At 63.8% G+C, this 20,369-nt stretch carries 21 protein-coding genes; 7 read left to right on the top strand and 14 right to left on the bottom strand.

The features are described 5' to 3' along the window. Positions 1 to 350 precede the first annotated feature (350 nt). Positions 351 to 1,634, top strand: coding sequence for an MFS transporter (locus VN934_07210; GenBank protein HXM18587.1), 1,284 nt, complete (start codon positions 351 to 353; stop codon positions 1,632 to 1,634). 53 nt (positions 1,635 to 1,687) lie between these two features. Here VN934_07210 and VN934_07205 read toward each other — a convergent pair whose 3' ends face one another. The 5 genes from VN934_07205 to VN934_07185 form a co-directional block, all read right to left on the bottom strand. Beyond that, complete coding sequence (locus VN934_07205; protein ID HXM18586.1) at positions 1,688 to 2,554, bottom strand: DUF4397 domain-containing protein; 867 nt, start codon at positions 2,552 to 2,554, stop codon at positions 1,688 to 1,690. A 126-nt stretch (positions 2,555 to 2,680) separates the two neighbouring features. Continuing rightward, complete coding sequence (locus VN934_07200; GenBank protein HXM18585.1) at positions 2,681 to 4,039, bottom strand: dihydrolipoamide acetyltransferase family protein; 1,359 nt, start codon at positions 4,037 to 4,039, stop codon at positions 2,681 to 2,683. Between the two features lies 1 nt (position 4,040). Beyond that, entirely contained in the window at positions 4,041 to 5,024 is a 984-nt protein-coding gene (locus VN934_07195) for an alpha-ketoacid dehydrogenase subunit beta (GenBank protein ID HXM18584.1), read from the bottom strand. Between the two features lie 13 nt (positions 5,025 to 5,037). Next, on the bottom strand, positions 5,038 to 6,054 hold the full coding sequence (locus tag VN934_07190) for a thiamine pyrophosphate-dependent dehydrogenase E1 component subunit alpha (GenBank protein ID HXM18583.1): 1,017 nt from the start codon (positions 6,052 to 6,054) through the stop codon (positions 5,038 to 5,040). 37 nt (positions 6,055 to 6,091) lie between these two features. Continuing rightward, positions 6,092 to 7,528, bottom strand: coding sequence for an NAD-dependent malic enzyme (locus VN934_07185; GenBank protein HXM18582.1), 1,437 nt, complete (start codon positions 7,526 to 7,528; stop codon positions 6,092 to 6,094). A 440-nt stretch (positions 7,529 to 7,968) separates the two neighbouring features. Here VN934_07185 and VN934_07180 point away from each other — a divergent pair, with 440 nt between their 5' ends. After that, positions 7,969 to 8,337 carry a helix-turn-helix domain-containing protein gene (locus tag VN934_07180; GenBank protein ID HXM18581.1) on the top strand — a complete coding sequence of 123 codons (369 nt, stop codon included), beginning with the start codon at positions 7,969 to 7,971 and terminating at the stop codon, positions 8,335 to 8,337. Continuing rightward, entirely contained in the window at positions 8,318 to 8,521 is a 204-nt protein-coding gene (locus tag VN934_07175) for a TOBE domain-containing protein (GenBank protein HXM18580.1), read from the top strand. The genes VN934_07180 and VN934_07175 overlap by 20 nt, the downstream gene beginning before the upstream one ends. Positions 8,522 to 8,524: 3 nt before the next feature. On the opposite strand, the gene VN934_07170 is transcribed toward VN934_07175, so the two are convergent. Genes VN934_07170 through VN934_07160 form a run of 3 tightly spaced genes read right to left on the bottom strand, consistent with a single transcriptional unit; the run spans position 8,525 to position 14,574 of the window. Further along, the gene (locus tag VN934_07170; protein ID HXM18579.1) at positions 8,525 to 10,030 is read right to left on the bottom strand and encodes an amidohydrolase; all 1,506 of its coding nucleotides are present in this window, start codon (positions 10,028 to 10,030) and stop codon (positions 8,525 to 8,527) included. Beyond that, positions 9,984 to 12,509 carry a M1 family aminopeptidase gene (locus tag VN934_07165; protein HXM18578.1) on the bottom strand — a complete coding sequence of 842 codons (2,526 nt, stop codon included), beginning with the start codon at positions 12,507 to 12,509 and terminating at the stop codon, positions 9,984 to 9,986. The genes VN934_07170 and VN934_07165 overlap by 47 nt, the downstream gene beginning before the upstream one ends. A gap of 1 nt (position 12,510) precedes the next feature. Then, positions 12,511 to 14,574 (bottom strand): elongation factor G, encoded by a 2,064-nt coding sequence (locus VN934_07160; protein ID HXM18577.1) that lies wholly within the window; start codon positions 14,572 to 14,574, stop codon positions 12,511 to 12,513. 141 nt (positions 14,575 to 14,715) lie between these two features. Between VN934_07160 and VN934_07155 the strand changes: the two genes are divergently transcribed. Together VN934_07155 and VN934_07150 are read left to right on the top strand one after the other, a co-directional pair. Beyond that, positions 14,716 to 15,402: a 7-carboxy-7-deazaguanine synthase QueE gene (locus VN934_07155; protein HXM18576.1), complete on the top strand. Its 687-nt coding sequence runs from the start codon at positions 14,716 to 14,718 to the stop codon at positions 15,400 to 15,402. Then, positions 15,399 to 15,767 carry a 6-carboxytetrahydropterin synthase gene (locus VN934_07150; protein HXM18575.1) on the top strand — a complete coding sequence of 123 codons (369 nt, stop codon included), beginning with the start codon at positions 15,399 to 15,401 and terminating at the stop codon, positions 15,765 to 15,767. Before VN934_07155 ends, VN934_07150 begins: the two co-directional genes overlap by 4 nt. Here the strand turns inward: VN934_07150 and rpoZ are convergent. Continuing rightward, a complete protein-coding gene (gene rpoZ / locus VN934_07145) occupies positions 15,764 to 16,009 on the bottom strand; it encodes a DNA-directed RNA polymerase subunit omega (GenBank protein HXM18574.1) in 246 nt (81 codons plus the stop codon). The genes VN934_07150 and rpoZ overlap by 4 nt on opposite strands. Before the next feature lie 137 nt (positions 16,010 to 16,146). On the opposite strand from rpoZ, the gene VN934_07140 reads away from it, so the two are divergent. After that, positions 16,147 to 16,668, top strand: a complete 522-nt coding sequence (locus tag VN934_07140) for a hypothetical protein (GenBank protein ID HXM18573.1) — start codon at positions 16,147 to 16,149, stop codon at positions 16,666 to 16,668. Between the two features lie 6 nt (positions 16,669 to 16,674). On the opposite strand, the gene VN934_07135 is transcribed toward VN934_07140, so the two are convergent. From VN934_07135 to VN934_07115, 5 genes are all read right to left on the bottom strand, one after another. Continuing rightward, positions 16,675 to 17,022 carry an STAS domain-containing protein gene (locus VN934_07135; protein ID HXM18572.1) on the bottom strand — a complete coding sequence of 116 codons (348 nt, stop codon included), beginning with the start codon at positions 17,020 to 17,022 and terminating at the stop codon, positions 16,675 to 16,677. Positions 17,023 to 17,340: 318 nt separating this feature from the next. Further along, positions 17,341 to 17,811 (bottom strand): thioesterase family protein, encoded by a 471-nt coding sequence (locus tag VN934_07130; protein ID HXM18571.1) that lies wholly within the window; start codon positions 17,809 to 17,811, stop codon positions 17,341 to 17,343. Beyond that, positions 17,754 to 18,197 carry a PaaI family thioesterase gene (locus tag VN934_07125; protein ID HXM18570.1) on the bottom strand — a complete coding sequence of 148 codons (444 nt, stop codon included), beginning with the start codon at positions 18,195 to 18,197 and terminating at the stop codon, positions 17,754 to 17,756. Before VN934_07125 ends, VN934_07130 begins: the two co-directional genes overlap by 58 nt. Continuing rightward, complete coding sequence (locus tag VN934_07120; GenBank protein ID HXM18569.1) at positions 18,197 to 19,579, bottom strand: tryptophanase; 1,383 nt, start codon at positions 19,577 to 19,579, stop codon at positions 18,197 to 18,199. The genes VN934_07125 and VN934_07120 overlap by 1 nt, the downstream gene beginning before the upstream one ends. Before the next feature lie 43 nt (positions 19,580 to 19,622). Then, entirely contained in the window at positions 19,623 to 20,057 is a 435-nt protein-coding gene (locus VN934_07115; protein HXM18568.1) for a DUF5069 domain-containing protein, read from the bottom strand. Between the two features lie 92 nt (positions 20,058 to 20,149). Between VN934_07115 and VN934_07110 the strand changes: the two genes are divergently transcribed. Beyond that, positions 20,150 to 20,356 carry a hypothetical protein gene (locus VN934_07110; GenBank protein ID HXM18567.1) on the top strand — a complete coding sequence of 69 codons (207 nt, stop codon included), beginning with the start codon at positions 20,150 to 20,152 and terminating at the stop codon, positions 20,354 to 20,356. Positions 20,357 to 20,369: the final 13 nt, after the last annotated feature.

The following is a 20,369-nucleotide window of genomic DNA, read 5'->3' as shown; positions in this document are numbered from 1 at the left end:
ATGATGCCCATACACCGACCGCGGTGCCGAAACAGCGAAGCAACAACGGATGCTACGGTTGCAAGCGTAGAGAGCCGAGCGTTTCGGAAATGGTACCCCTGCCGTTGGGGACTTGACTCACGTCAAGTGATGGACCTGGGGATCGCGTCCCAGTAATGCCTTCGTAAGCGAGCTGGCAGTGTACAATGGTCAGTTCGAAAACGCGGCAACAGCGCCATCGGCCAGACAGTAACGACCGGGCCTCACGGCCCGGTCGTAACTGATTTTAGGCCCAGGCGTTTTGTAGTGCCGGGGCTTTTCGTGTCTGTAGTGCCGGGGCTTTAGCCCCGGAGAATCGAACCCAGCCCTTCGTGCCCGTCATCGTCTCCGATATCGCAGACAGCCCCGAACCCCACCTCGACCTCCCGTCTCCACACGCCCGCGCGCGATTTGGCGCCCTCGCCTATCGCGAGTTCCGATTGCTATGGTTCGGGCTTTTGGTCTCCAATACGGGCACGTGGATGGCCCTGCTCGCCCAGGGCTGGCTCGTGGTCGAACTTTCCCCCTCACCGGCTGTAGCGCCGTTCTATCTCGGCTTGGTGGGCTTCGTGCGCGCGGTGCCCGTGCTCGCGCTTTCCGGCTTCGCCGGCGCGATCATCGACCGGGTCGACCGCCGCAGGCTGCTCGCCGCGAGCCAATTCGTCATGGCGCTCGCGACACTGCTCCTGGGCGTTCTCGTGGCGCTGCACGTCATCCAGATCTGGCACGTGATGCTGCTCGCCGCGATATCATCAGCCGCGGCCGCCTTTGAGGCGCCGACCCGGCAGTCGCTCGTTTCGGTGCTGGTCGGCCGCCGCGAGCTCATGAACGCCATCGGCCTCAACTCCGCGGCCTTCAACGCGCCCTTCATCATCGGACCGGTCCTGGGCGGCCTCCTGGTCGCGAGCGTCGGCTTTGCCGTGTGCTTCTTCATCAATGCCGCCTCGTATGTGGCGGTGCTGGCCGCGGTGCTCGCGATGAAGCCCAAACCGGCGACGCCGATGGACAACCGCCCCGGCCTGTGGAGCGACATGCTCGCTGGTTTTGACTACATGCGCAGCAATGCAGCCGTGCTCGGGGTCATCATCGTGTCCGCGGTTCTGTCGATCGTCGCGCGGCCGTACATCACGCTTCTGCCTGCCCTCGCGAAGAGCGTGCTCCACGCCGACGCGCGCATTCTCGGCGAACTCATGGCGTTTGCCGGCGTCGGCGCCCTGGCGGGGTCCATCATCACGGCGCTCATCGGCGTGCGGCGCGATCGCGGCGTGATCTTTTTGGCAAGCGCGGCCGCTTCGGGCATCGTGCTGGCGTTCTTGGGCCTTGCACAGACGTTTTGGGGAGTCTCCGCAGCGCTCGCTGGTCTCGGCGTCGCCTCGATGTTGTTCTTGGGCATGGCCAACACGCTGCTGCAGACGTACACGCCGCCGGACATGCGCGGGCGCGTCATGTCTATCTACACCATGATTTTTCTTGGCCTGATGCCGCTGGGGGCATACGTGCTGGGATTTGCGGCGAGCTTATCGTCGCTCTCCGCGACCTTCTTGGTGGGCGGCGTCATCGTCGCCGTGGTCGCCCTTGGGGCGTGGCTGCGCCGCGACGTGCGCGAGTTGGCATAAAAAAAGAAAGCGGCGCCGAGTTCGGCGCCGCGAGTTTGCTAACGACTGTAGAGCTACCCGTTCTGCTGCCCGTCAAGAACGATATATCTCGAGGGACCGGTTGGTGCGGCAGTTACGACCCCGACTGCGTCGATCAGGAACATGTCGAAGTTATTGAATGGCGCGGTGGTGGTCCCGATGAGGAATACAGCATTGACGGGGCATTGCGCGTTCCTCGGGTCGGAAGTGGTTGCATTGGGGAATCCCCCGCCGGTGACAAGCACAACGCCGCCGGTTGGGTGGTATGCTCCGAAACACCAGCCGTCATTGATTGAATGGAACAGGATGTTGTTGGTCGACGAGCCGCCGACGGCTGGGCTGCCGATGCCGTTTAGGCAACTTGGTCCACCGGTGACGCAATTGTACGAGACGCCGACCGCTTGGGCCTTAGGCGAGGCGTTGAAGAAACTCATCGCAGCAGAACCGGACGGTGTGTTGTAGTGCGGTTCGGCGAACAGGAAGATCTGCGGTTTTTGGTTCGTTAGAGTCGCGCCGGCATCGCCTCCCGCGACGATCGCATACTTCGTGTTGGGGCTCAGCGTGACGGTTGTTCCGGTGAACAGCGGATTCGTGGGATTGGCGTGATCGTAGAGCGTGACCGTGTGCGACCCGGCCGGTATGCTCAGAATAAACTGTGTTGCTTGCGCATAGTTGAGCGTTACCACGAGTTGGCCGTCGACACGGAAATCGGCGTTGGTGATGCCGAGGTGCAGGTTCGGTGAGCCTTGGATAAAGCGCACGGGGGCGCCAGGGAATGAGTTGATCTGGTTGTTGTTGCCGGTGGGCGCGATGGGTGTGCCGCTGCTGGAACAGGCTCCCAAAGTTGCCCCGGCCAGCAACGCCGCACCTAGCGCGAGAAAACGAGAGACGCTCATCCGCATAGAGGTCCTTTCCTCAGGCATGCGAGAGGTGGTCGCAAAGTCTTGGCTTTGCGAACGATTTCGAGGTGAGGCTTCGCTTCCCAGGCTCGGCTCCCTCCCCTTCCGGGGCTAAAGCTCGGCACTACATCATGCTGAAAACTCTTCGAGCCTGCGCCGTACGGCTTGCAGGAAATGGGACGCCACGGCCCCGTCCAAAACGCGGTGGTCCAGGCATAAGCAAACATTCATGATGGACCTGATCACGATGGCATCCTCCACCACCCACGGCCGCTTGACGATGGCCTCCATCGTGATGATCGCGGCCTGCGGCGGATTGATGATGGGAACGGAAGCGATGCTGCCGAGGCTGCCGGTGTTGTCCACCGTGATCGTGCCGTCGATGAGGTCGTCCATCGTCAGCTTGCGGCTGCGCGCTTTTTCGACCAAGTCATTAACGGTTGCCGCCAGCCCGGCCAAGCTGTAGCGGTCGGCGTCGCGCACCACCGGAACGATAAGCCCGTCTTCGATGTCCACCGCCACGCCAATATTGATGTGTTTACGCTGGATGATCGAGTCGCCGGCCCACACGGCGTTGACCATCGGAAACTCGCGCAGAGCGCCGCAGACGGCTTGGATCATGATCGGCAAAAACGTGAGGTTGACGCCCTCGCGGGCCTTGAACGCGGCTTTTTCCTTCTCTCGCCACTTGACGAGCTTCGTGACGTCCGCCTCGACCATCGACCACGCATGCGGGATGGTCGTTTTCGAGAGCACCATGCGCTCGGCGATGGTCTTGCGCATTTGCGAGAGACGGATCACGGTGTCGTCCGGACCAGGAGGAGCTACCGGCAGAGGTTGTGGATGCGCCGCGAAAACCGCGGCCGGCTTCACCGCGGGCGTCGGTGCGGGCGCGAGTACCGCCGGCGCTGCTTGCGGCGCCGCAGTAGTTTGTCCGGCCGGAGCGGCCGCTGCGGGCGGCGCCCCAGGCGGCGCAACGGTACCGGACTCCGTGTGAGCGATCACGTCTCTCGCCGTGACGCGGCCGCCACGGCCCGAGCCCTTGATGGCGCCGAGATCGATCCTGTGCGTTCGCGCGAGTTTGCGCACGGCGGGTGAGTAGCGCGCGCCGTTGCCAGCTGGAGACGCGGCTTCAGGAGCGGCCGGCGTCGGGGTGGCAGCGGCTTGTCCGTCGCCCGCCTGAGGCGCGGCCGAGATCGGCGAAACAGGCATAGCGACACCACCCGGGGTCACACTTCCCGCAGGCGCCGCGCTGGTCTCGGTTATCTCGCACACCGGCGCGCCAACCGGCACGGTCGCGCCCTCTTCGGCTAGGATCTTCGCAACCGTGCCTGCGAACGGTGATGGGATCTCCGACGCCACCTTGTCGGTCTCGACGTCGAGCAGCGGCTCGTACTTGGCAACGCTTTCGCCGACCTTCTTGAGCCAGCGCGCGACGGTGCCTTCGGTCACGGTTTCGCCGAGCTGCGGCATGATGACTTGGCCCATGTCAGGCGGCGGCGAGCTCGCGCATCGCGCTCGTGATGCGCTCGACATTGGGCATGAACGCCTCCTCGTATTCCTTGGCATAGCCCATCGATGGCACGTCCGGGCCGGCCAGCCGTTTGATCGGCGCATCGAGTTCGAATAGCGCCTGCTCGGCGATGATCGCGGCGATTTCGGCGCCCACCCCGCCGAACTTCTGATCCTCGTGCAGGATCAGCGCGCGGCGCGTCTTGGTGACGCTTGCGACAATCGCCTCGCGGTCCATCGGGCGAATAGTTCGCAGGTCGATCACTTCGGCATCGATGCCGTCGGCGGCGAGCTTGTCCGCGGCCTCGACCGCCAGATGGCGCATCAACCCGTAGGTGATGATCGACAGATCCTTGCCGGCGCGCGCGACGTCGGCCTTGCCGATGGGCACGGTGTAGTCGCCGTCGGGCACCTCGCCTTTGATCAGGCGATACGTCTTCTTATGCTCGAGCACCATCACCGGATCTTCGTCGCGGATCGCGCTCGTGAGCAGGCCCTGGGCGTCCGCGGGCGTGGACGGAACGCAGATCTTCAATCCAGGCACGTGGTAGAACAGCGCTTCGATGCTCACCGAGTGCGACAGCGCGCCGCGCACGCCGCCGCCGTACGGCGTGCGGATGACCAGTGGGCACGTGTTGCCGCCGGCGCTGCGATAGCGGATCTTCGCCGCCTCGCCCACGATCTGGTTGTACGCCGGATAGATAAAGTCGGCGAATTGGATCTCCGCGATCGGGCGCATGCCCGCCATCGCGGCCCCAATGGCCACGCCCACGATCGACGCTTCGGCCAGCGGGGTGTCGATGACGCGATCGCGCCCGAATTCATCGAGGAAGCCTGCGGTGATGCGAAAGACATTGCCGCGCGGCCCGACGTCTTCTCCCATGATGAAGACGCGATCGTCGCGCACCATTTCGCTGTGCATCGCGTCGCGCACGGCTTCTAAAACGTTTTTTGTGGCCATGGTATGTGTGATCCTATGAAAGCGGGCCGGAGGCGTACACGTGCGTGTACAGGTCTTCTTCCGTCGGCGGCGGCTGTGCCTCGGCCCAATCAGTCGCCTCGTCGACCTCGGCTTGGGCGCGCTTGCGCATCTGCGCAATTTCGTCGTCGTCGGTCACCCCGTGGTCCTTGAGCCAGTTCTCGAATTTCGGGAGCGGATCTCGCGCCTTGACGGCGTCGATCTCTTCTTGCGTGCGATAGGTCAATTGATTGTCATCGCTGGTATGCGACATCGCGCGATAGCACTTCGCCTCCACCAGCGTCGGGCCGTCGCCGCGCCGGGCTCGTTCCACGGCTTCGCGCACGCACAGGTACGTCGCCACCGGGTCGGTGCCGTCGCAGATGATGCCCGGAAGGCCGTACCCATGCGCGCGATCCGCCACGTTCTTGATCGCCATTTGCAGACGCTGCGGCACGGAGATCGCGAACTCGTTGTTCTCGCAGAAGAACACGCACGGCACTTTGTGGATGCCGGCGAAATTGAGCGCTTCGTGCCACTCGCCTTCGCTGGTCGCGCCTTCGCCAAACGTGATGAGCGTGACCACCGGCTGCTTGCGCATCTTGAACGCCAGCGCCATGCCGACACCGTGCGTCACGTGAGCCGCGATGATGCTCGAAATGCTGGCGATGTGGCGGTCCGGCACGCTGTAGTGGTTCGGGAACTGCCGTCCGCTGGAAAAAATGTCGCCCTTGCGAGCGAACAGGCACATCATCTGCTCGCGCGCCGTCACGCCGAAGGACAGCGCCAGGCACGTGTCGCGATAGTAGGGCACCAGCCAATCGGTGCCGCGCTTGAGCGCGAACGCCGCGCCGGCTTGCGCCGCTTCGTGACCCTGGCAGGTGGCGGCAAATGGGATCTTGCCCTGGCGATTGAGCGCGAACGCCCGGTCGTCGCACAAGCGCGTCAATGCCATCCGATAATACATATCGCGCAACTGCTCGGGCGTAAGCCCCTCAGGCAGCGAAGCGCGAATCTTCGGCTCGCTTTTCATGTGCCGATTTTCCCTTTGCGCGCAAGCGCGCCCTCTCTTAAGTCCCCATCTCCTCGCCTGCGGGTGTGCGCCGCGCCACTCCCGACTCCAGTGCTGCGGCCACTACCGCCTTGCCGACCGCCTCGACGACCCGCGCATCGAACACGCTCGGAACGATGTACTCCGATGAAAGTTCGTCCGGGGCGATCACCGATGCGATGGCGTGCGCCGCCGCCAGTTTCATCGGTTCGTTGAAACAGCTCGCGCGCGCGTCCAGCGCTCCGCGGAAAACGCCCGGGAAGGCGAGCAGATTGTTGACCTGGTTCGGATAGTCCGAACGGCCGGTCGCTATCACCGCGACGTACGGCTCGGCGATCTCCGGCGCGATCTCCGGCAGCGGGTTCGCCATCGCGAACACGATCGGCGCGCGCGCCATCTTCTTCAACGCATCGACGGAAAGGACATTGGGCGCGGACAGCCCGATGAAAACATCGGCACCCGCGATGACGTCGGCGAGCGAACCGCGCCGGCGCTCTTTATTGGAGTGTTCCGCCACCCATTGCCAGGCGGGGTTGCCGTCGTACTTGGCGCCCGCCACGAGCGCGCCCGCGCGATCGACGGCGATGACGTCGCCGACGCCTGCCGACAGCAGGATCTTCGCGCACGCGGAACCGGCGGCGCCGATGCCGTTGATGACGATGCGCACGTCCGCGAGCTTCTTGCCCACCACCTTGAGCGCGTTGATGAGCGCCGCCAGGATCACGATCGCGGTGCCATGCTGATCGTCGTGCATGACTGGGATGTCGAGCGCCTTGATGAGCCGCTCCTCGATGTCGAAACAGCGCGGCGAAGAGATGTCCTCGAGATTGATGCCGCCGAACACCGGCGAGATGTGGATCACGGTGTTCACGATCTCAGCGACGTCTTTGGTGTCCAGGCAGATCGGAAAGGCGTCGACGCCCGCGAACTGCTTGAACAGCATCGCCTTGCCTTCCATGACGGGAAGGGCGGCATACGGGCCGACGTCGCCGAGACCGAGCACGGCCGTGCCGTCGGTGACGATGGCCACCAGGTTGCGCTTGACGGTCAGCGTGTACGCCTTGCCGGGATCGTCCGCGATCGCCAAACTGACGCGCGCCACGCCCGGCGTGTACACGCGCGATAGCACTTCGCGATTGGTCACGGCGATTTTCGGATTGACTTCGATCTTGCCGCCCAGGTGCGCGAGGAACGTGCGATCCGTGACGTGCAGGATGCGCACGCCTTCGATGCGCTCGAGCGCGGTGATGACCACCTTCAGGTGATCGTCGTCGGCGACGTCGATGCTGATGTCGCGGATGACGCGCTTGGTGCCGACGCGGTTGACGTCGACCGCGCCTATGCGTGCGCCGGCATCGGCGATCGCCGACGCGACCTGCGCGAACGTGCCCAGCGTCGTCGGCGCTTCTAAGCGCACGATCGTCGAAAACGCGATCTTGAGTTGGCTGCTAGTCATTGACAGTTGCCCGAAAAGCGTGAAGTACGAAGCGGGTGAAAACGCGCGAACTCATTCGACTCTTGCACGACAACGGATGGACGCTTGCTCGGGTGACGGGAAGCCACCATCATTTCACGAAGGACGGCGAGCGAAATATCGTCACCGTGCCGATTCACGCTCTTGGCCGTGACATCCCGCCAAGACTACTCCGGAGAATCCTGAAAACGGCGAAACTGATATGAGATATGTAGTCATATTTGAGAAGAGTGCCGACGGGGGCTGGGGTGCCTACGTCCCAGACATTCCTGGTTGCTTCACGTTGGCCGACACGCGCGACGAAGCTAGCCGCTTCATTCGAGAAGCCGCGGCAGGCCACGTGCAGCTCATGCGGGATCGCGGACAGGCTATCCCTATGCCCACGACGGTGGTCGATTCGATCGAGGTCGCCTGACGTCACAATGCCGCGAAGCCTTCGACCCGATGCACCTGCGGTCTTCAAAGAGGCCGCAAGCGCGGGTGCGCGAGATCCACGAGCGGTGGAGCGCTCGAGACGCTTGTTGCTGCCATTGACCGCGGCAGATGCTGAGCGCGACGGCACGCTGTGCGCGACGCTGCGAACGTACTACGCCAACGGCGGCAGCATCACGAACACGGCTGAAGCGATGTTCTTGCACCGCAACAGCGTTCGCTATCGGTTGGACCGGGTGCGCAGCGTGCTCGGCATCGACATCGATCATCCGGAGAATGCCGCGGCGCTCTTGATGGCGTTTGCTATTCTTGACGCCGCAACCCAAGTGGAGGGCGGCCATGCGGCTCTCGGCGCGTAACAAACTGCCGGCGATCGTAGAGTCGATCCAGATCGAAGGCTTCCAAGCCAAAGTCGCGATGAGAGTCGGCGACAATCACTTGGTGGCGATTGTCACCGCCGAGGCGATCGCCGAGTTGGAGCTCAAAGTCGGCGACGCCGTGACCGCGGTGATCAAGTCCAGTTCAGTGCTGCTCGCGAAGTGATCCCTATATCGAGTAGGCGATTTCGCCGGCGACGATCGTCTTGAGCACGCGGATATCTTTGATCGTATCGCGCGGCACGTCTTCGAGAGCACGTTCAAGCACAACGAAGTCGGCATCCATGCCGGAAGCGAGCACGCCACGGCGGCCCTCGTCAAACGAAAGTTTCGCAGCGTCCGCGGTGTAGGCGCGCAGCGCCTCCTCGACGCTGAAGCGCTCCTCAGGCACATGATGATTCACGAGGCTATGGATACCTAGGAGCGCCGAGAACGGCGTGACGGGGCTATCCGAGCCGCCACAGATGACGCAACCCGCCTGCTTCGCGCTCTTGAACAAATTCATGGCCTTAGCCCGATCGGCTCCCAGCCGCTGCGCATACATCCCCTGATCGCCGCCCCACAAGTGGTCGAACGCCGGCTGCATCGAAAGCAGCATGCCGCAGCGCGCTGCGCGCGCGATCTGCTCCGGCGCGGCGATCTCGAAGTGATCGATCGCCGGCCGCACCGTTCGGAGCGGCCCCCGTTTGGCGATGACCTGCTCCCAGGCGGCTATGGCTTCTTCGATCGCGCGATCGCCGATGGCGTGCACGCCCAACGATAGATCCGCTTCCGCCGCCTCGTCGAAAAGCTCGAAGAGCTGGTCGCGATCCAGATACAGCAGTCCGCGCCCTTCACCGTCGCAATAGTCGCGGCCGAGCGCCGCCGTGCGCGAGCCGATCGAACCATCGAGGAAAATATCGCCGCCGAAGAGCCGCCCGCCGAGTTTGCGGATCTTGCCGACGTCGACCGAGCACGACTTGGCGATGACGCGCAGCGGCAGAGCCGCGTTCGCGCGGTACTCCGCCTCCAAATACTCGAGCGAGGCGTCACCCACGATCACATTGTGCACGCAGGTCATGCCCGCCGCCAGCGCGATGCGCGCGGCTCGTTCGTCGGCACGGCGCCTGGCCGGCGCGGGGATCAGCGCGAAAAAGTCATGCTGAGCTTTGTAGTTGGCTGGTCCGCGCAGACGCCCGGTTGGAACGCCCTCGGCGTCGCGTTCGACTCCTTCGAGCGCCTCCACCCGAACCGCGGCAAGCGCGCTTGAGTTGACCACGCACGAGTGCCCGTCAACGCGGGTGAGCAGCACCGGACGATCGGGCGCGACGGCGTCAAGCTCGACGCGTAAGGGGGGACGCCCCTCGGCGACGCGATGATCTTCGAAATTGCCGGCGTACAACACCGAGTCGTCGAGCCTGGCGACGCGCCGCAGCATCGCCGCGACGTCCTGGCAGTCTCGAAAATCGTATTCCCCGGCGAGCAGCCCGGTATCGGTCAGATGCGCGTGGCAATCGAAAAAACCAGGCACGATCGCCGCTCCGGCGCAGTCCACGACGTGTACGCTCTTGGGTAATCCGGTGGGTACGCCGTCCAGGAGCCGTTGCACGCGGCCGTCCGCCACGAGCACGCCGCCGGCGCGCGGCGTGCTAGGATCGAGCGTTGCGACGCGGGCGTTGACGAATGCCGTCGCCATGTGCGCCTGACTCCAAGCGATCCAGCCGATCCTGCAGGCGTTTGTTCGTCTCGCGCAGCTGTTCGAGATCGTCGCGCAGCTGCTTGACTTGGTCCGAGCGCTCGTAGGAGGTGCGGATCGCATGCGCTGCTTCGATGCACCTGCTCTTCAGCCGGCCGTCCACGTCATGCCCTGCGATGCGATCGAGTTCGGGCAGCGCATCGCGATCGTGCGCGGCTTCGAGCGCCTCGACGGCCGCCAAGCGCATCCGAACATCGCGCTCGTCGTCCAGCAACTCGATAAGGGCGCGGCTCACGTCTTTGCGGCCTTCCCCCAAACGACCGAGGGCCGCGGCCGCGGCACGCCGCGCATTTGGCGGCCGGCCATACTTGATCCATGCAAGCAGCAGCGGCACGACACGATCGTCGCCGAGTTCGGCGAATCCGGCCATCACGCCCGAGCGCACCTCGTCCGTCCACGATTCTTTTTCCAGACCGGCTACCAACGCGGCAAAGGCAAGCGTGGAACGCGTCTTGCCGATGGACGTGGCCGCTGAAGCTTCGACCGCGTACGAGCGATCGTGCTTCAGCAGCGGCATGAGCGCGCGGCACGCTTGGTCGCCACGGAAAGATCCGAGCGCGTCGGCCACCGCGCGTCGCACTTTGGCATGCGGCACTTTCGTCGAGCGCAAGAGCGCCTCAAGCGCCGCCTCGCTGCGGATGCGCCCAAGCGCCGCCGCCGCTTCGACGGCGATGCTCCAGTGCCGCGCGTGCATGACCGCTCGCGCGAGCCCCTCGACCGATTCACTCGATGAGCCTTCTGCCAAGGCGCGGGCGGCGGCGACCCCCGTACCGATGCGGCGATCGGAAGCGAGCTGACGCAGCAGCATCTCGCGCGGAACGTCGAGCTTGAGCGTTTTGAGCACGTCGGCTTCGCCATCGAAGGCGAACGTATCCGGCTTGGCCCGAAGCGGAAAGCGAAATGATTGTTCGGCCGCGTCGCACGTCACCTCAAACGTTTCGCGGCGTCCGCCCGCGAACCCAAAGTCGATGCTCAAGGGCACCGAGAACGGCTCGCTCTGCGTTTGCTTGACTCGCACGATGGCGGCGCGGCCTTGCGCATCCCAATGGTAGTGCACCTCGAACTCCGGATGGCCCGAACCGAACACCCATTGATCGAGCATGGGCTGGAAATTGCGGCCCGAAACGGTTTCCAACGCGCGCGCGAAGTCGACCGTCTCGACGTGGCGCCGCGCGTTGTCGGCGACGTATCGATTGATGGCGCGCCACCACAAGTCGTCGCCGAGACGGCGGCGGATCATGTGCAGCACGCAGGCGCCCTTTTCATAGAGGTGCCGGTCGAAAAGGTCCACCGGCTGCGAGTACACGTTGGTCACGATCGGACGGCGGTAGCGATCGCGGTCTTCGCGTAGATAGCGGTCCTGCTGCTCGATGCGGTAGTACGCGAAATCGTCGGCTCCCCGATCCGCTTCGGTGAACAGGGCGTCGAAGTAGGTGGCGAAGCCTTCGTTGAGCCACGCGTGCGACCAATCCTTACAGGTCAGGTAGTCGCCGAACCATTGATGCGCCAATTCGTGCGCCACCAGATGATCGCTGGTGTAGTTCAGCGCCGCGCGCGCATCGTGTAAGGTAGCGTCCGTTTGCGTCGTCGCGGTGGTGTTCTCCATGCCGCCGAAGATGAAATCCGAGACCGCGATCTGCGCGTACTTCGCGTACGGATAGCGGACGCCGATGCGGTCGTTGAAGAACTCGATCATGCGCGGCGTCTTGCCGAACGAACGCGCCCCCTCGACCTCACGCCCCGGATGCACGTACCACGATACCGGCGTGCCGTCCGCGGAGGATGTGCGGCCGGCGAATCTGCCGGCCACCACGCTGATGAGGTAGGTCACGTGCGGCACGTCCATCTTCCAATGGTACGTCTTGGTCTTTTTCTTCTTATCGTGCAGCGTCTCGACGAGCACGCCATTGCTCAACACGAAGAAGGCCTCGGGCACGGTCGCGGTGACTTCGCTCGTGGCTTTGTCGTTGGGATGGTCGATGCACGGAAACCAGTAGTGCGCGTCCTGATCCTGACCTTGCGTCCAGACGTGCACGGGCTTTTTCGGATAGCCCTCGTCCGGCCCGATGAAGTAGATGCCCTGACGCGGGCGACGCGCCTCGTAATCGACGACGACGTCGAAAGTACGGCCGGATGCGATGGGCTTTGAGAATCGTATGAGCAATTTGCCGGCGCTCGCCTCATGCTGCAGCGGTTTGCCGGCCGACGTCACCGATTTGATGGTCAGGCCGCCGGCGTCCATCTCAAGGTCCTTTAAACCGGCGCCGACCACCGTGAACGTGGTCGTGCAGCGGCCGTACAAGATCTTCCGCTCGAAGTCAAAGGAGAGCTTGAGCGCTATGTGCCCGATATTCGCCGGGCGGTCCGGCGCGTAGTGCGCCTTGGCCGTAGGCAGCGCATAGGCGCGGCGCGCGGACAAGCTAGCGCGCCGCCAGCGCTTCTTTGCGCTCCGCCGTCACCGTCTGCGTGATCTTCGGCGGCGCGAACTCGAAGTGGTCGTGCTCGGCTTTGAAATATCCTAGACCTTGCGTCGCGGTGCGCAATTCGGTCAGGTAGCGAGGCAGCTCGGCCTGCGGCACCAGCGCCTTGACGGTATCCCAACCGGCGCGCTCATCGCAGCCTCCATGCTCGAGGATCTGACCGCGGTGTCCGGAGACCTGCTGCAGCACCGAGCTCGTGAAGTGCGACGGCACGGTGATCTCCACGCGCAGGATCGGCTCCAGCAGCACCGGCGAACACTTCGGCAGTCCCTCGCGCATGGCGAGCGAAGACGCCATGCGAAACGACGCTTCGTTGGAGTCGACCGTGTGGTACGACCCGTCGTAGAGCGTCACGTGGACGTCGACGACCGGAAAACCGCCGATCGGGCCTTTGTCGAGCGCTTCGCGCACGCCCTTTTCAACGCCGGGGAAGAACTGCTTCGGCACGACGCCGCCGACGACGCGCTCTTCGAACTTAAAGCCGGTACCGCGCGGCAACGGTTCGATCTCGAGGTGGACGTCGCCGAACATGCCGTGGCCGCCGGTTTGGTGCTTGTAGCGGCCCTGCTGGGTGACCTTATGGCTGATGGTCTCGCGATAGGGCACGGTGGGCAAGTGCGTGTCGAGTTTCACATTGTACTTGCGCTGCAGGCGCTCCGCGGTCACGATGAGATGCATCTCGCCGTGCCCCCGCAGCACCAACTCTTCTGTGAATGGCGCGCGCTCGGCCAGCACGGTCGGGTCCTCTTCTTTCATCCGCACGAGCAAAGCCGACATCTTGGCTTCGTCAGCTCGGTCGTGCGGCCGGATCGCCACCGCGAAAGATGGCGGCGTCTGCTTCGGCACCGGCATGCTGCGCTTGCCGCCCGCGCTGAACGTGTCTCCGGTATGCGTCGCCTCTAAGCGCGTGATGGCGACGAGGCTCCCGGGTCCTGCGCTTGTGACCGCGGTTTGCGTTTTGCCCTGGAGCACGAACAGGCCACCGGGGCGTTCTTTGACGTCGGGTTTCGTCGCGTTCGTCAGTTGCGTATCGCCGGAGATCGTGCCGGCGAAGACGCGGGCGACGGAGACCTTGCCGCTTTGCGGATGCACGAACGTCTTGCAGACTTGCGCGACGAGCGGCGCTTGAGGATTGGGCTCGACCGCTTTCCCCTCTGCGTCCACGCGCGTGGCCGTCGCGGCGTCGGGAAACTGGCGCACGATGACCTCGAGAAGCGCTTGGGCGCCCCAGCCTTTGACGCCGCTTGCCACCAGCACGGGCACGATTTTGTCTTCACTGACATCGGCGGTGAGATCGCGCTCGACCTCGTCGACCGGCGGTTCCTGCCCCTCGAGGATCTCCTCCATGAGATGGTCGTCGAAATCGGCAAGCGCTTCAAGCAGCTCTTCGCGGTTCTTGTCGACGAGATGCTCGGGCATGCTCGTGGGCGCCGGCTTGCCGCCGTCTCCATATGCGTGGGCTTGCATGCCGACGACGTCGACATAGCCGCTGAAGTTCTCGCCCTGGCCGGTCGGCAGCTGCTCGGCGACGACGTGGTTGCCGAAACGCTGGCGCAGCAGCGCGTACGTCGCGGAAAAATCGGCTCCCGGCCGGTCCAGCCGATTGACGACGAAGCAATGCGGCATCTTGCGCGATTCGAGGTGCTCGACGAGCAGTTCGACCTGGGGGATGCGATTGGGATCCGCTTCGACGACGATCACGGCCGCGTCCGCGCCGAGCAGCGCGAGCTTAGTCTCTTCAAAAAAATCGACCGCGCCGGGGCAGTCGATGATGTTCACGCGCACACCTTCCGTTTGAAGGTGAGCGAAGTTCGGCGCGACGGACATTTGGTGGGCGTGCGATTCAGGGTCGTGGTCGGTGGTCGCGGTGCCCTCGATGACGGAGCCTTTTCGCGGCACCGCTCCCGAAAGCGCAAGCATGGCCTCGACGAGCGTGGTCTTGCCGCTGTGGTGAGGTCCGACAAAGGCCACGTTCCTTATGCCTGCGGCAGCGGGTGTAGCCATTGATTATGCACCCCCCTCAAATGTGGCGTTCCGAACGCAAGCTCGGAAGAGAAGAATCGCCCGCTTCGACGCCTTGCGCGCCGTGCCTCTGTAGGGCCGGCGGCACGGGATGTGCCCAAGGGCAAAGCGAAAATCACTCCGATGCTTGCGACCAAGACGCTGCTGGTCAACGAGACGTTTGCTTCTATTCAGGGCGAGGGGAGCCTCATCGGCTCGCCCGCGTTTTTCATTCGGCTCGACGGTTGCCCGCTGCGCTGCGCTTGGTGCGATACGCCATACGCGCTGGCGGGCGACGCCGGCGCCGATGTTTCCGTCGATGCGCTCGCGGCGCAAGCCGCGGACTTCGACCGAGTAGTGATCACGGGCGGTGAGCCGCTGGCGCAAGACATCGCGCCTCTGGTCGAGGCGCTCCACGGCAAGCACATCACCGTCGAGACCAGCGGCACCATTTTCACCGACCTGCCCGGCGTTTCGCTTTTCTCGATCTCCCCGAAAGTCGGCAGTTCCGGATATTCCCCCAAGCCGGCCACGCTGCGGAGATTCTGTGCATGCGCGGCCGGGCGCATGCAGCTCAAATTCGTCATCGCGGGCCTACGAGACTTGAGCGAGGCGCTCGCGTGCGTCGAGGGAATATCGGAGTCGCTGCCTGCGAAGACGCCGATCGTTCTGCAGCCCGAGAGCCGCAGCGCCGGCAGCGGCGATGGCTATGCGATGTTCCTGAAGTGGCTCACCGAATCGATCATGGCCGAGCGGCGCTGGCGCCCGTTCGACGTGCGCGTGCTCCCGCAACTGCACTACGTGCTGTGGGGCGGCGAGCCCGGACGGTGATCTCCATCTCGCTTTGCGCGCACTTCGACGCCGCGCATCAACTCGATCTGCCGTATGAATCTCCGTGCAATCGCGCGCATGGGCATCGCTACGAAGTCGAAGTCGTCGCCTCGGCCGAAGCGCTCGAGCACGGCATGGTGATCGATTACAACGTGCTCAAGAGCGCGATCGACGAATTCGACCATCGTGACTTGAACGCGATGCCGGAATTTAAGGGTGGCGCACTGGCGACCACGGCCGAGAACATCGCACTCGTGCTCGCGCAGATGCTGCAAACAAGGGCGGGGTCGCGTGTTTCAATCGATGAGGTGACGGTGCGAGAGACGCCGCAGACCGCGGCGCGCTGGCGAAAGATGAGCGGCTAGGCCGCGTCCTTGGTCTCTTGCTTTTCCGGCTCGGTGGAATACTCGAGCTTGCCACCGGCGATCTCCGCGAAGGCAGTGCTCACCGCTTTTTCCGGATTTGCGCCTTCGACGAGCGTCTCAGCGCCGTTGACGACTTGCTGCGCGCGCACGCGCGCCGCGTTCACCAGCAGATACTTGTTCGGGATCTCGTGCACCAGGGCATCGATGTTACCAAACGACGCCGGCGTCTTTTTGTCTTGCATTGTTTGTGCGCCTATGTGTGAAGAAACGGGAGGAAAATGGCTTGGGCTTCTTCGTCTCGTGCCAAACACTAATTATAGCAAAATTGAGGCCACGCAGCAAGGAGGGCGGGAGCCTCTTTAACGGGGAAATACTCATCGTGAGGTCTTCGAAATTGGTCATAGTGACCGCGCTCGGCGCGGCCCTTTTGTTTGTGGCCACCCCCGCTCCGGCCAGGCGGCACAGGCTGCCTCCGGACCCGACCGTCGTCGTCACCCAGCCGAACCAGCGAGTGGCGATCGAACAGATCCAACTCGCGCCGGTTGGCTCCCGGATCGAGGTCGTCGGCTACTTCTCTCACAAGGCGCCCGAAACCGACGGCGATCTGCATCTCTACCTCATCAATCATAAAGGTGGCTTCGTCGTCGTCGAGGCGCCGCGCCGGTTTCGCGACATGAAGTACTTCATCCGCAGTCTTCATCTGCACCGCGGCGAGTTGGTCGTCGCGCGAGGCACGCTCACGCGCCAGCCCGATAAGCCCACCAAGGTGTACCCGGCGGGCTGGATGGAGTTGAACCCGGTCGCTGATATCGGACGGTACTCCGGACCGCTGCCGGACGACCTGCATTACGTCAGAGTCGTCCATCGCCTATTCGGCCGGACCCACACCGAGTATAAGTAGTCGGACTTACGCCGCGATCGAGCGCAGCGCTTCGCGCCCGCTCCGGTAGATCCGAATATCCGACGGCAGGTCCCCGCGGGTGAGCGACTCCGCAAGCGAGCGCTGGCGCGCGACAAGCGCGAGATGCCGCTGCGGATCCTCGCTGCGCAGCCGGCGCAGCGCGCCCGTCAGAGCCGCCACGCCCTTGTCGTCTACCGCCCTGACGTTTTCGAGATCGACGAGCATATTCGAGCGGTCGCGGCCGGCGACGTACGCCAGAGCCATACGAACGGTAGGGGCGCTCGTGAAATCGAGTTGTCCTTCGATCTTGAAGAGCCGCCAGCCCGAGCTGGTCGGTAATGATTGCAGTATCACGGTGAGCAACTTCTCTCTTGGCTAGAGGCTTCGCATCCGCCCAAACGGTCCTGCAGGGCCTCCATCCGTCATGATAACGGATCTAGCATAGATATCGGTGCGACCGGGAGCACTTTCATGAAAATCTCACGAAGCGGGAGCGCATGGAAGCCGTGGCCATCATCGGCGAGCGTCTCTATCATGCAGCCGGCAGCGAGTGCCACCGGCAGTTAAGCGCGCGCGCAGGATCCTCTGTGATGACCATCACCGCGGCGTTGGCCCACGAGGTCGGCATGGAGCCCTGCGGGGTGTGCATGCAAAGCGCCGAAGAAGAGCGCCCTAGACCAAAAAACGCTTGAGCGCTTCCCGCAACTCGACAGGCAGCGCGCGCGAGGCCCACGTCTTGCGCTCCACGCAGACGAGCACGATCTCGCACTCAGCCACGAGCTCGGCGTCGTCTTTCTTGTTGATCTGGAATGCGAACGCGATGGAACGCTCGCCCATGCGCTTGATCCACGCCGATACGTTGAGCCGCTCGTCCAGCCGCGCAGGCGCTCGGAAGTCGCAGGCGTAGCGCACGCGCGGCAACCAGATATCGAAACGATCGAAGACCTTGCCGTAGGGCATGCCGGCGGCACGCATGAGCTCGCTCTCGGCGATTTCAAAAAAGCGCACGAAGGCGCCATAGCAGACGACGCCCGCGATGTCGACGTCGCTCCAGCGAACCGGCTCTTCGACGCTGAAGCGCTCGCTCACGGCTGCGGCATGCGCGGACTCACCAGCATGTATGTCGCCGTGCAGCGCGCGCACACGCCCTGACCCTCGATCTCGACCACGGCTTGGCAGCGCAACAGCGTGTTGCCGCGATCGACGACTTCAGCCCTGGCGAGGAATGGTCCGGACTTCGCCGGACGCACGTATTGCATGCACAAGTCGGTGGTCACCATATCTTTGCCCTCGGGCAGAATCGTGGTGACCGCGACCGCGATCGCGGCATCCGCGTAACCCGCGAGGACGCCGCCTTGCACGACGCCTTGATATTGCGTGAAGCGTTTGTCGTATTGGAAACGCAGTTCGGCTTTGCCCGACCCGTAGCTCACGACCTCGAGATCGAAATGATCGGCCCAGGGATTCGCGTAGAGAATAGGGCGGAAACGCTCTGGGACGTTCTTCGGGTCGATGCCGGTGACGGGCATTATGGGAGCGGCTCGAAGCGCGCCGTGAAGTGGCGCAGCGGCGGCGACTGCCAGATCATCTTCATGCCGCGGATGCGCTCGCGCTGCGCGTAGACCTGCTGCATGACCTCGATCACGTAGTCGGCGTGGCTTTGGGTGTACGTGCGCCGCGGGATCGCCAGGCGTACGAGCTCCATCGCGGCGACGTGCTCTTCGTGCGTGTTCGGATCGGTGTGGCCGAACATGACCGTGCCGATCTCGGCCGAACGAATGCCGCCCGCTGCGTACATCTCGCAGGCGAGCGCTTGACCGGGAAACTCTCGAGCCGGGATATGCGGCAGCATGCCGGCGGCGTCGATGTAGATCGCATGACCGCCCGGCGGCTGGACGATCGGAATGCCGATCTCGCTGAAATGATTGCCGAGGTAGGCCGTCGACACGATCCGGTAGCGCAAGTAATCGTGGTCCAGCACTTCCTTCAGCCCGACTGCCATCGCTTCGAGGTCGCGCCCTGCCAGACCGCCGTAGGTCGGGAAGCCTTCGGTGAGGATGAGCAGATTCGATTCTTGCTTCGCGAGCGCGTCGTCGTTGGTGGCGAGAAAGCCGCCGATGTTGACCAGGCCGTCCTTTTTCGCGGACATGGTGCAGCCGTCGGCGTGCGAGAAGAGGGCGCGCGCGATTTCGATCACGGGCGTGTCGGCGTAGCCGGCCTCACGATCGCGGATGAACCAGCAGTTCTCGGCGAAACGGCAGGCGTCGAGGTACAGCGGCAGCTTGAAGCGGCTGCATACCGCGCGCACGGCGGCGATGTTCGCCATCGACACCGGCTGACCGCCGCCCGAATTGTTCGTGACCGTGATCATGACGAGCGGAATGCGATCCGGACCGACCCGTTCGATCAAGGCTTCCAACGCCTCGACGTCCATGTTGCCTTTGAAGGGGTGCACGGCTGCCGGTATGCGGCCCTGCGCGATCGGCAAGTCGATCGCTTCCGCACCCACGTGCTCGATGTTCGCGCGGGTCGTGTCGAAATGCGTGTTGTTGGGCACGACGTCTCCGGGTTTGCACATCGTGGAGAACAAGATGCGCTCCGCAGCGCGGCCTTGATGCGTCGGCAGCACGTGTTTGAAACCGAAGACGTCATGCACCGCGTCGGCGAATCGATAGTAGGATTCGGCGCCGGCGTAGGATTCGTCACCGCGCATGATCGCCGACCACTGGTTGGCGCTCATCGCCCCGGTGCCGCTGTCGGTCAGAAGGTCGATCAGCACGTCTCGCGCATGCAGCAGAAAAGGGTTGTAAGCAGCAGCCTTGAGATGCGCCTCGCGCTCCGACCGCGTGGTCAGGCGGATCGGTTCGACGACCTTGATGCGGAACGGCTCGATGATGGTCTTGGTATTCATACCTTAAACGGACCTGAAGGTCCGTTTCCACAAAGGTCCGTTGCTACGAAGTCTTTGCTGCTGCGAGGCGGCCTTCTTCAAGATCGATGAGATCGGTCCGGTTCTTGATATCCGTGCGACCCTTCGCGAGCTTTTCCAAGTCCTCGCGATAGTGCTCCCAACCCTCCGGCGACGAGGGCACCCAGTGGTCGATGCGTTGGTTGTGAGCCGCGCGCTCCGGCTCGCCGAGCGGTTTGCGCAAAGGGCGAAGGCGCGAAATCACGTCATCATCCGTGTCCGAGCGCTTCACCGCGTCGAGGAACTGCTCGGCGCTCACACCGAGCGTGCTGAAGAGCTGCCGGTCCATAGGGCAATCGTAGATATACTCGCCAAGCGTGCCTGCGATGCTCGCCCGCGCTTTGTCGACGGCGCGCGGGAACATCGAGAGCCCGTCGAGCCGCTCGCGCGGGCTGCGTGGAAAACCGCGTGCGAGATCCATGCCCGTCCTTTCGCTTAGAAGAGGCGCGCCTTCTGGGATCGGGCGTCTTCTTCCCTCAAGGAATCGCGCACTCGGGGCGAAAGTCTGCGCCCGTGATCGCCGATCTCACCGTCGCATTGAGTCACTGCCCGAAGTGCCGCTCACTCGGCCTCGAGCGGCGGACCTATGCCTATCCGATTCTCGGCTATCGCGAATTCGAGTTCGCGTGTTTCATGTGCGGCCTCACGCTCTGGCCGCAGGCGGACGAGTCGCTCAATCAGACGTACTATCGGCGCCTGATGGATCGCGTCAGCCTATAGCCCTCGACGCCGC

Origin of the sequence: Candidatus Tumulicola sp., assembly GCA_035601835.1 — a bacterium.
GTDB lineage: Bacteria > Vulcanimicrobiota > Vulcanimicrobiia > Eremiobacterales > Eremiobacteraceae > DATNNM01.
This window is presented reverse-complemented; position numbering and strand designations above follow the sequence as displayed.

Coding starts and splice junctions, on each gene's coding strand:
- VN934_07120 (HXM18569.1), bottom strand. CDS start 19,579: ATGAATACCAAGACCATCATCGAGCCGTTCCGCATCAAGGTCGTCGAA.
- VN934_07205 (HXM18586.1), bottom strand. CDS start 2,554: ATGCGGATGAGCGTCTCTCGTTTTCTCGCGCTAGGTGCGGCGTTGCTG.
- VN934_07155 (HXM18576.1), top strand. CDS start 14,716: ATGCTTGCGACCAAGACGCTGCTGGTCAACGAGACGTTTGCTTCTATT.
- VN934_07115 (HXM18568.1), bottom strand. CDS start 20,057: ATGGATCTCGCACGCGGTTTTCCACGCAGCCCGCGCGAGCGGCTCGAC.
- VN934_07195 (HXM18584.1), bottom strand. CDS start 5,024: ATGGCCACAAAAAACGTTTTAGAAGCCGTGCGCGACGCGATGCACAGC.
- VN934_07190 (HXM18583.1), bottom strand. CDS start 6,054: ATGAAAAGCGAGCCGAAGATTCGCGCTTCGCTGCCTGAGGGGCTTACG.
- VN934_07170 (HXM18579.1), bottom strand. CDS start 10,030: ATGGCGACGGCATTCGTCAACGCCCGCGTCGCAACGCTCGATCCTAGC.
- VN934_07185 (HXM18582.1), bottom strand. CDS start 7,528: ATGACTAGCAGCCAACTCAAGATCGCGTTTTCGACGATCGTGCGCTTA.
- rpoZ (HXM18574.1), bottom strand. CDS start 16,009: ATGCAAGACAAAAAGACGCCGGCGTCGTTTGGTAACATCGATGCCCTG.
- VN934_07180 (HXM18581.1), top strand. CDS start 7,969: ATGCCGCGAAGCCTTCGACCCGATGCACCTGCGGTCTTCAAAGAGGCC.
- VN934_07125 (HXM18570.1), bottom strand. CDS start 18,197: ATGCCCGTCACCGGCATCGACCCGAAGAACGTCCCAGAGCGTTTCCGC.
- VN934_07175 (HXM18580.1), top strand. CDS start 8,318: ATGCGGCTCTCGGCGCGTAACAAACTGCCGGCGATCGTAGAGTCGATC.
- VN934_07160 (HXM18577.1), bottom strand. CDS start 14,574: ATGGCTACACCCGCTGCCGCAGGCATAAGGAACGTGGCCTTTGTCGGA.
- VN934_07200 (HXM18585.1), bottom strand. CDS start 4,039: ATGGGCCAAGTCATCATGCCGCAGCTCGGCGAAACCGTGACCGAAGGC.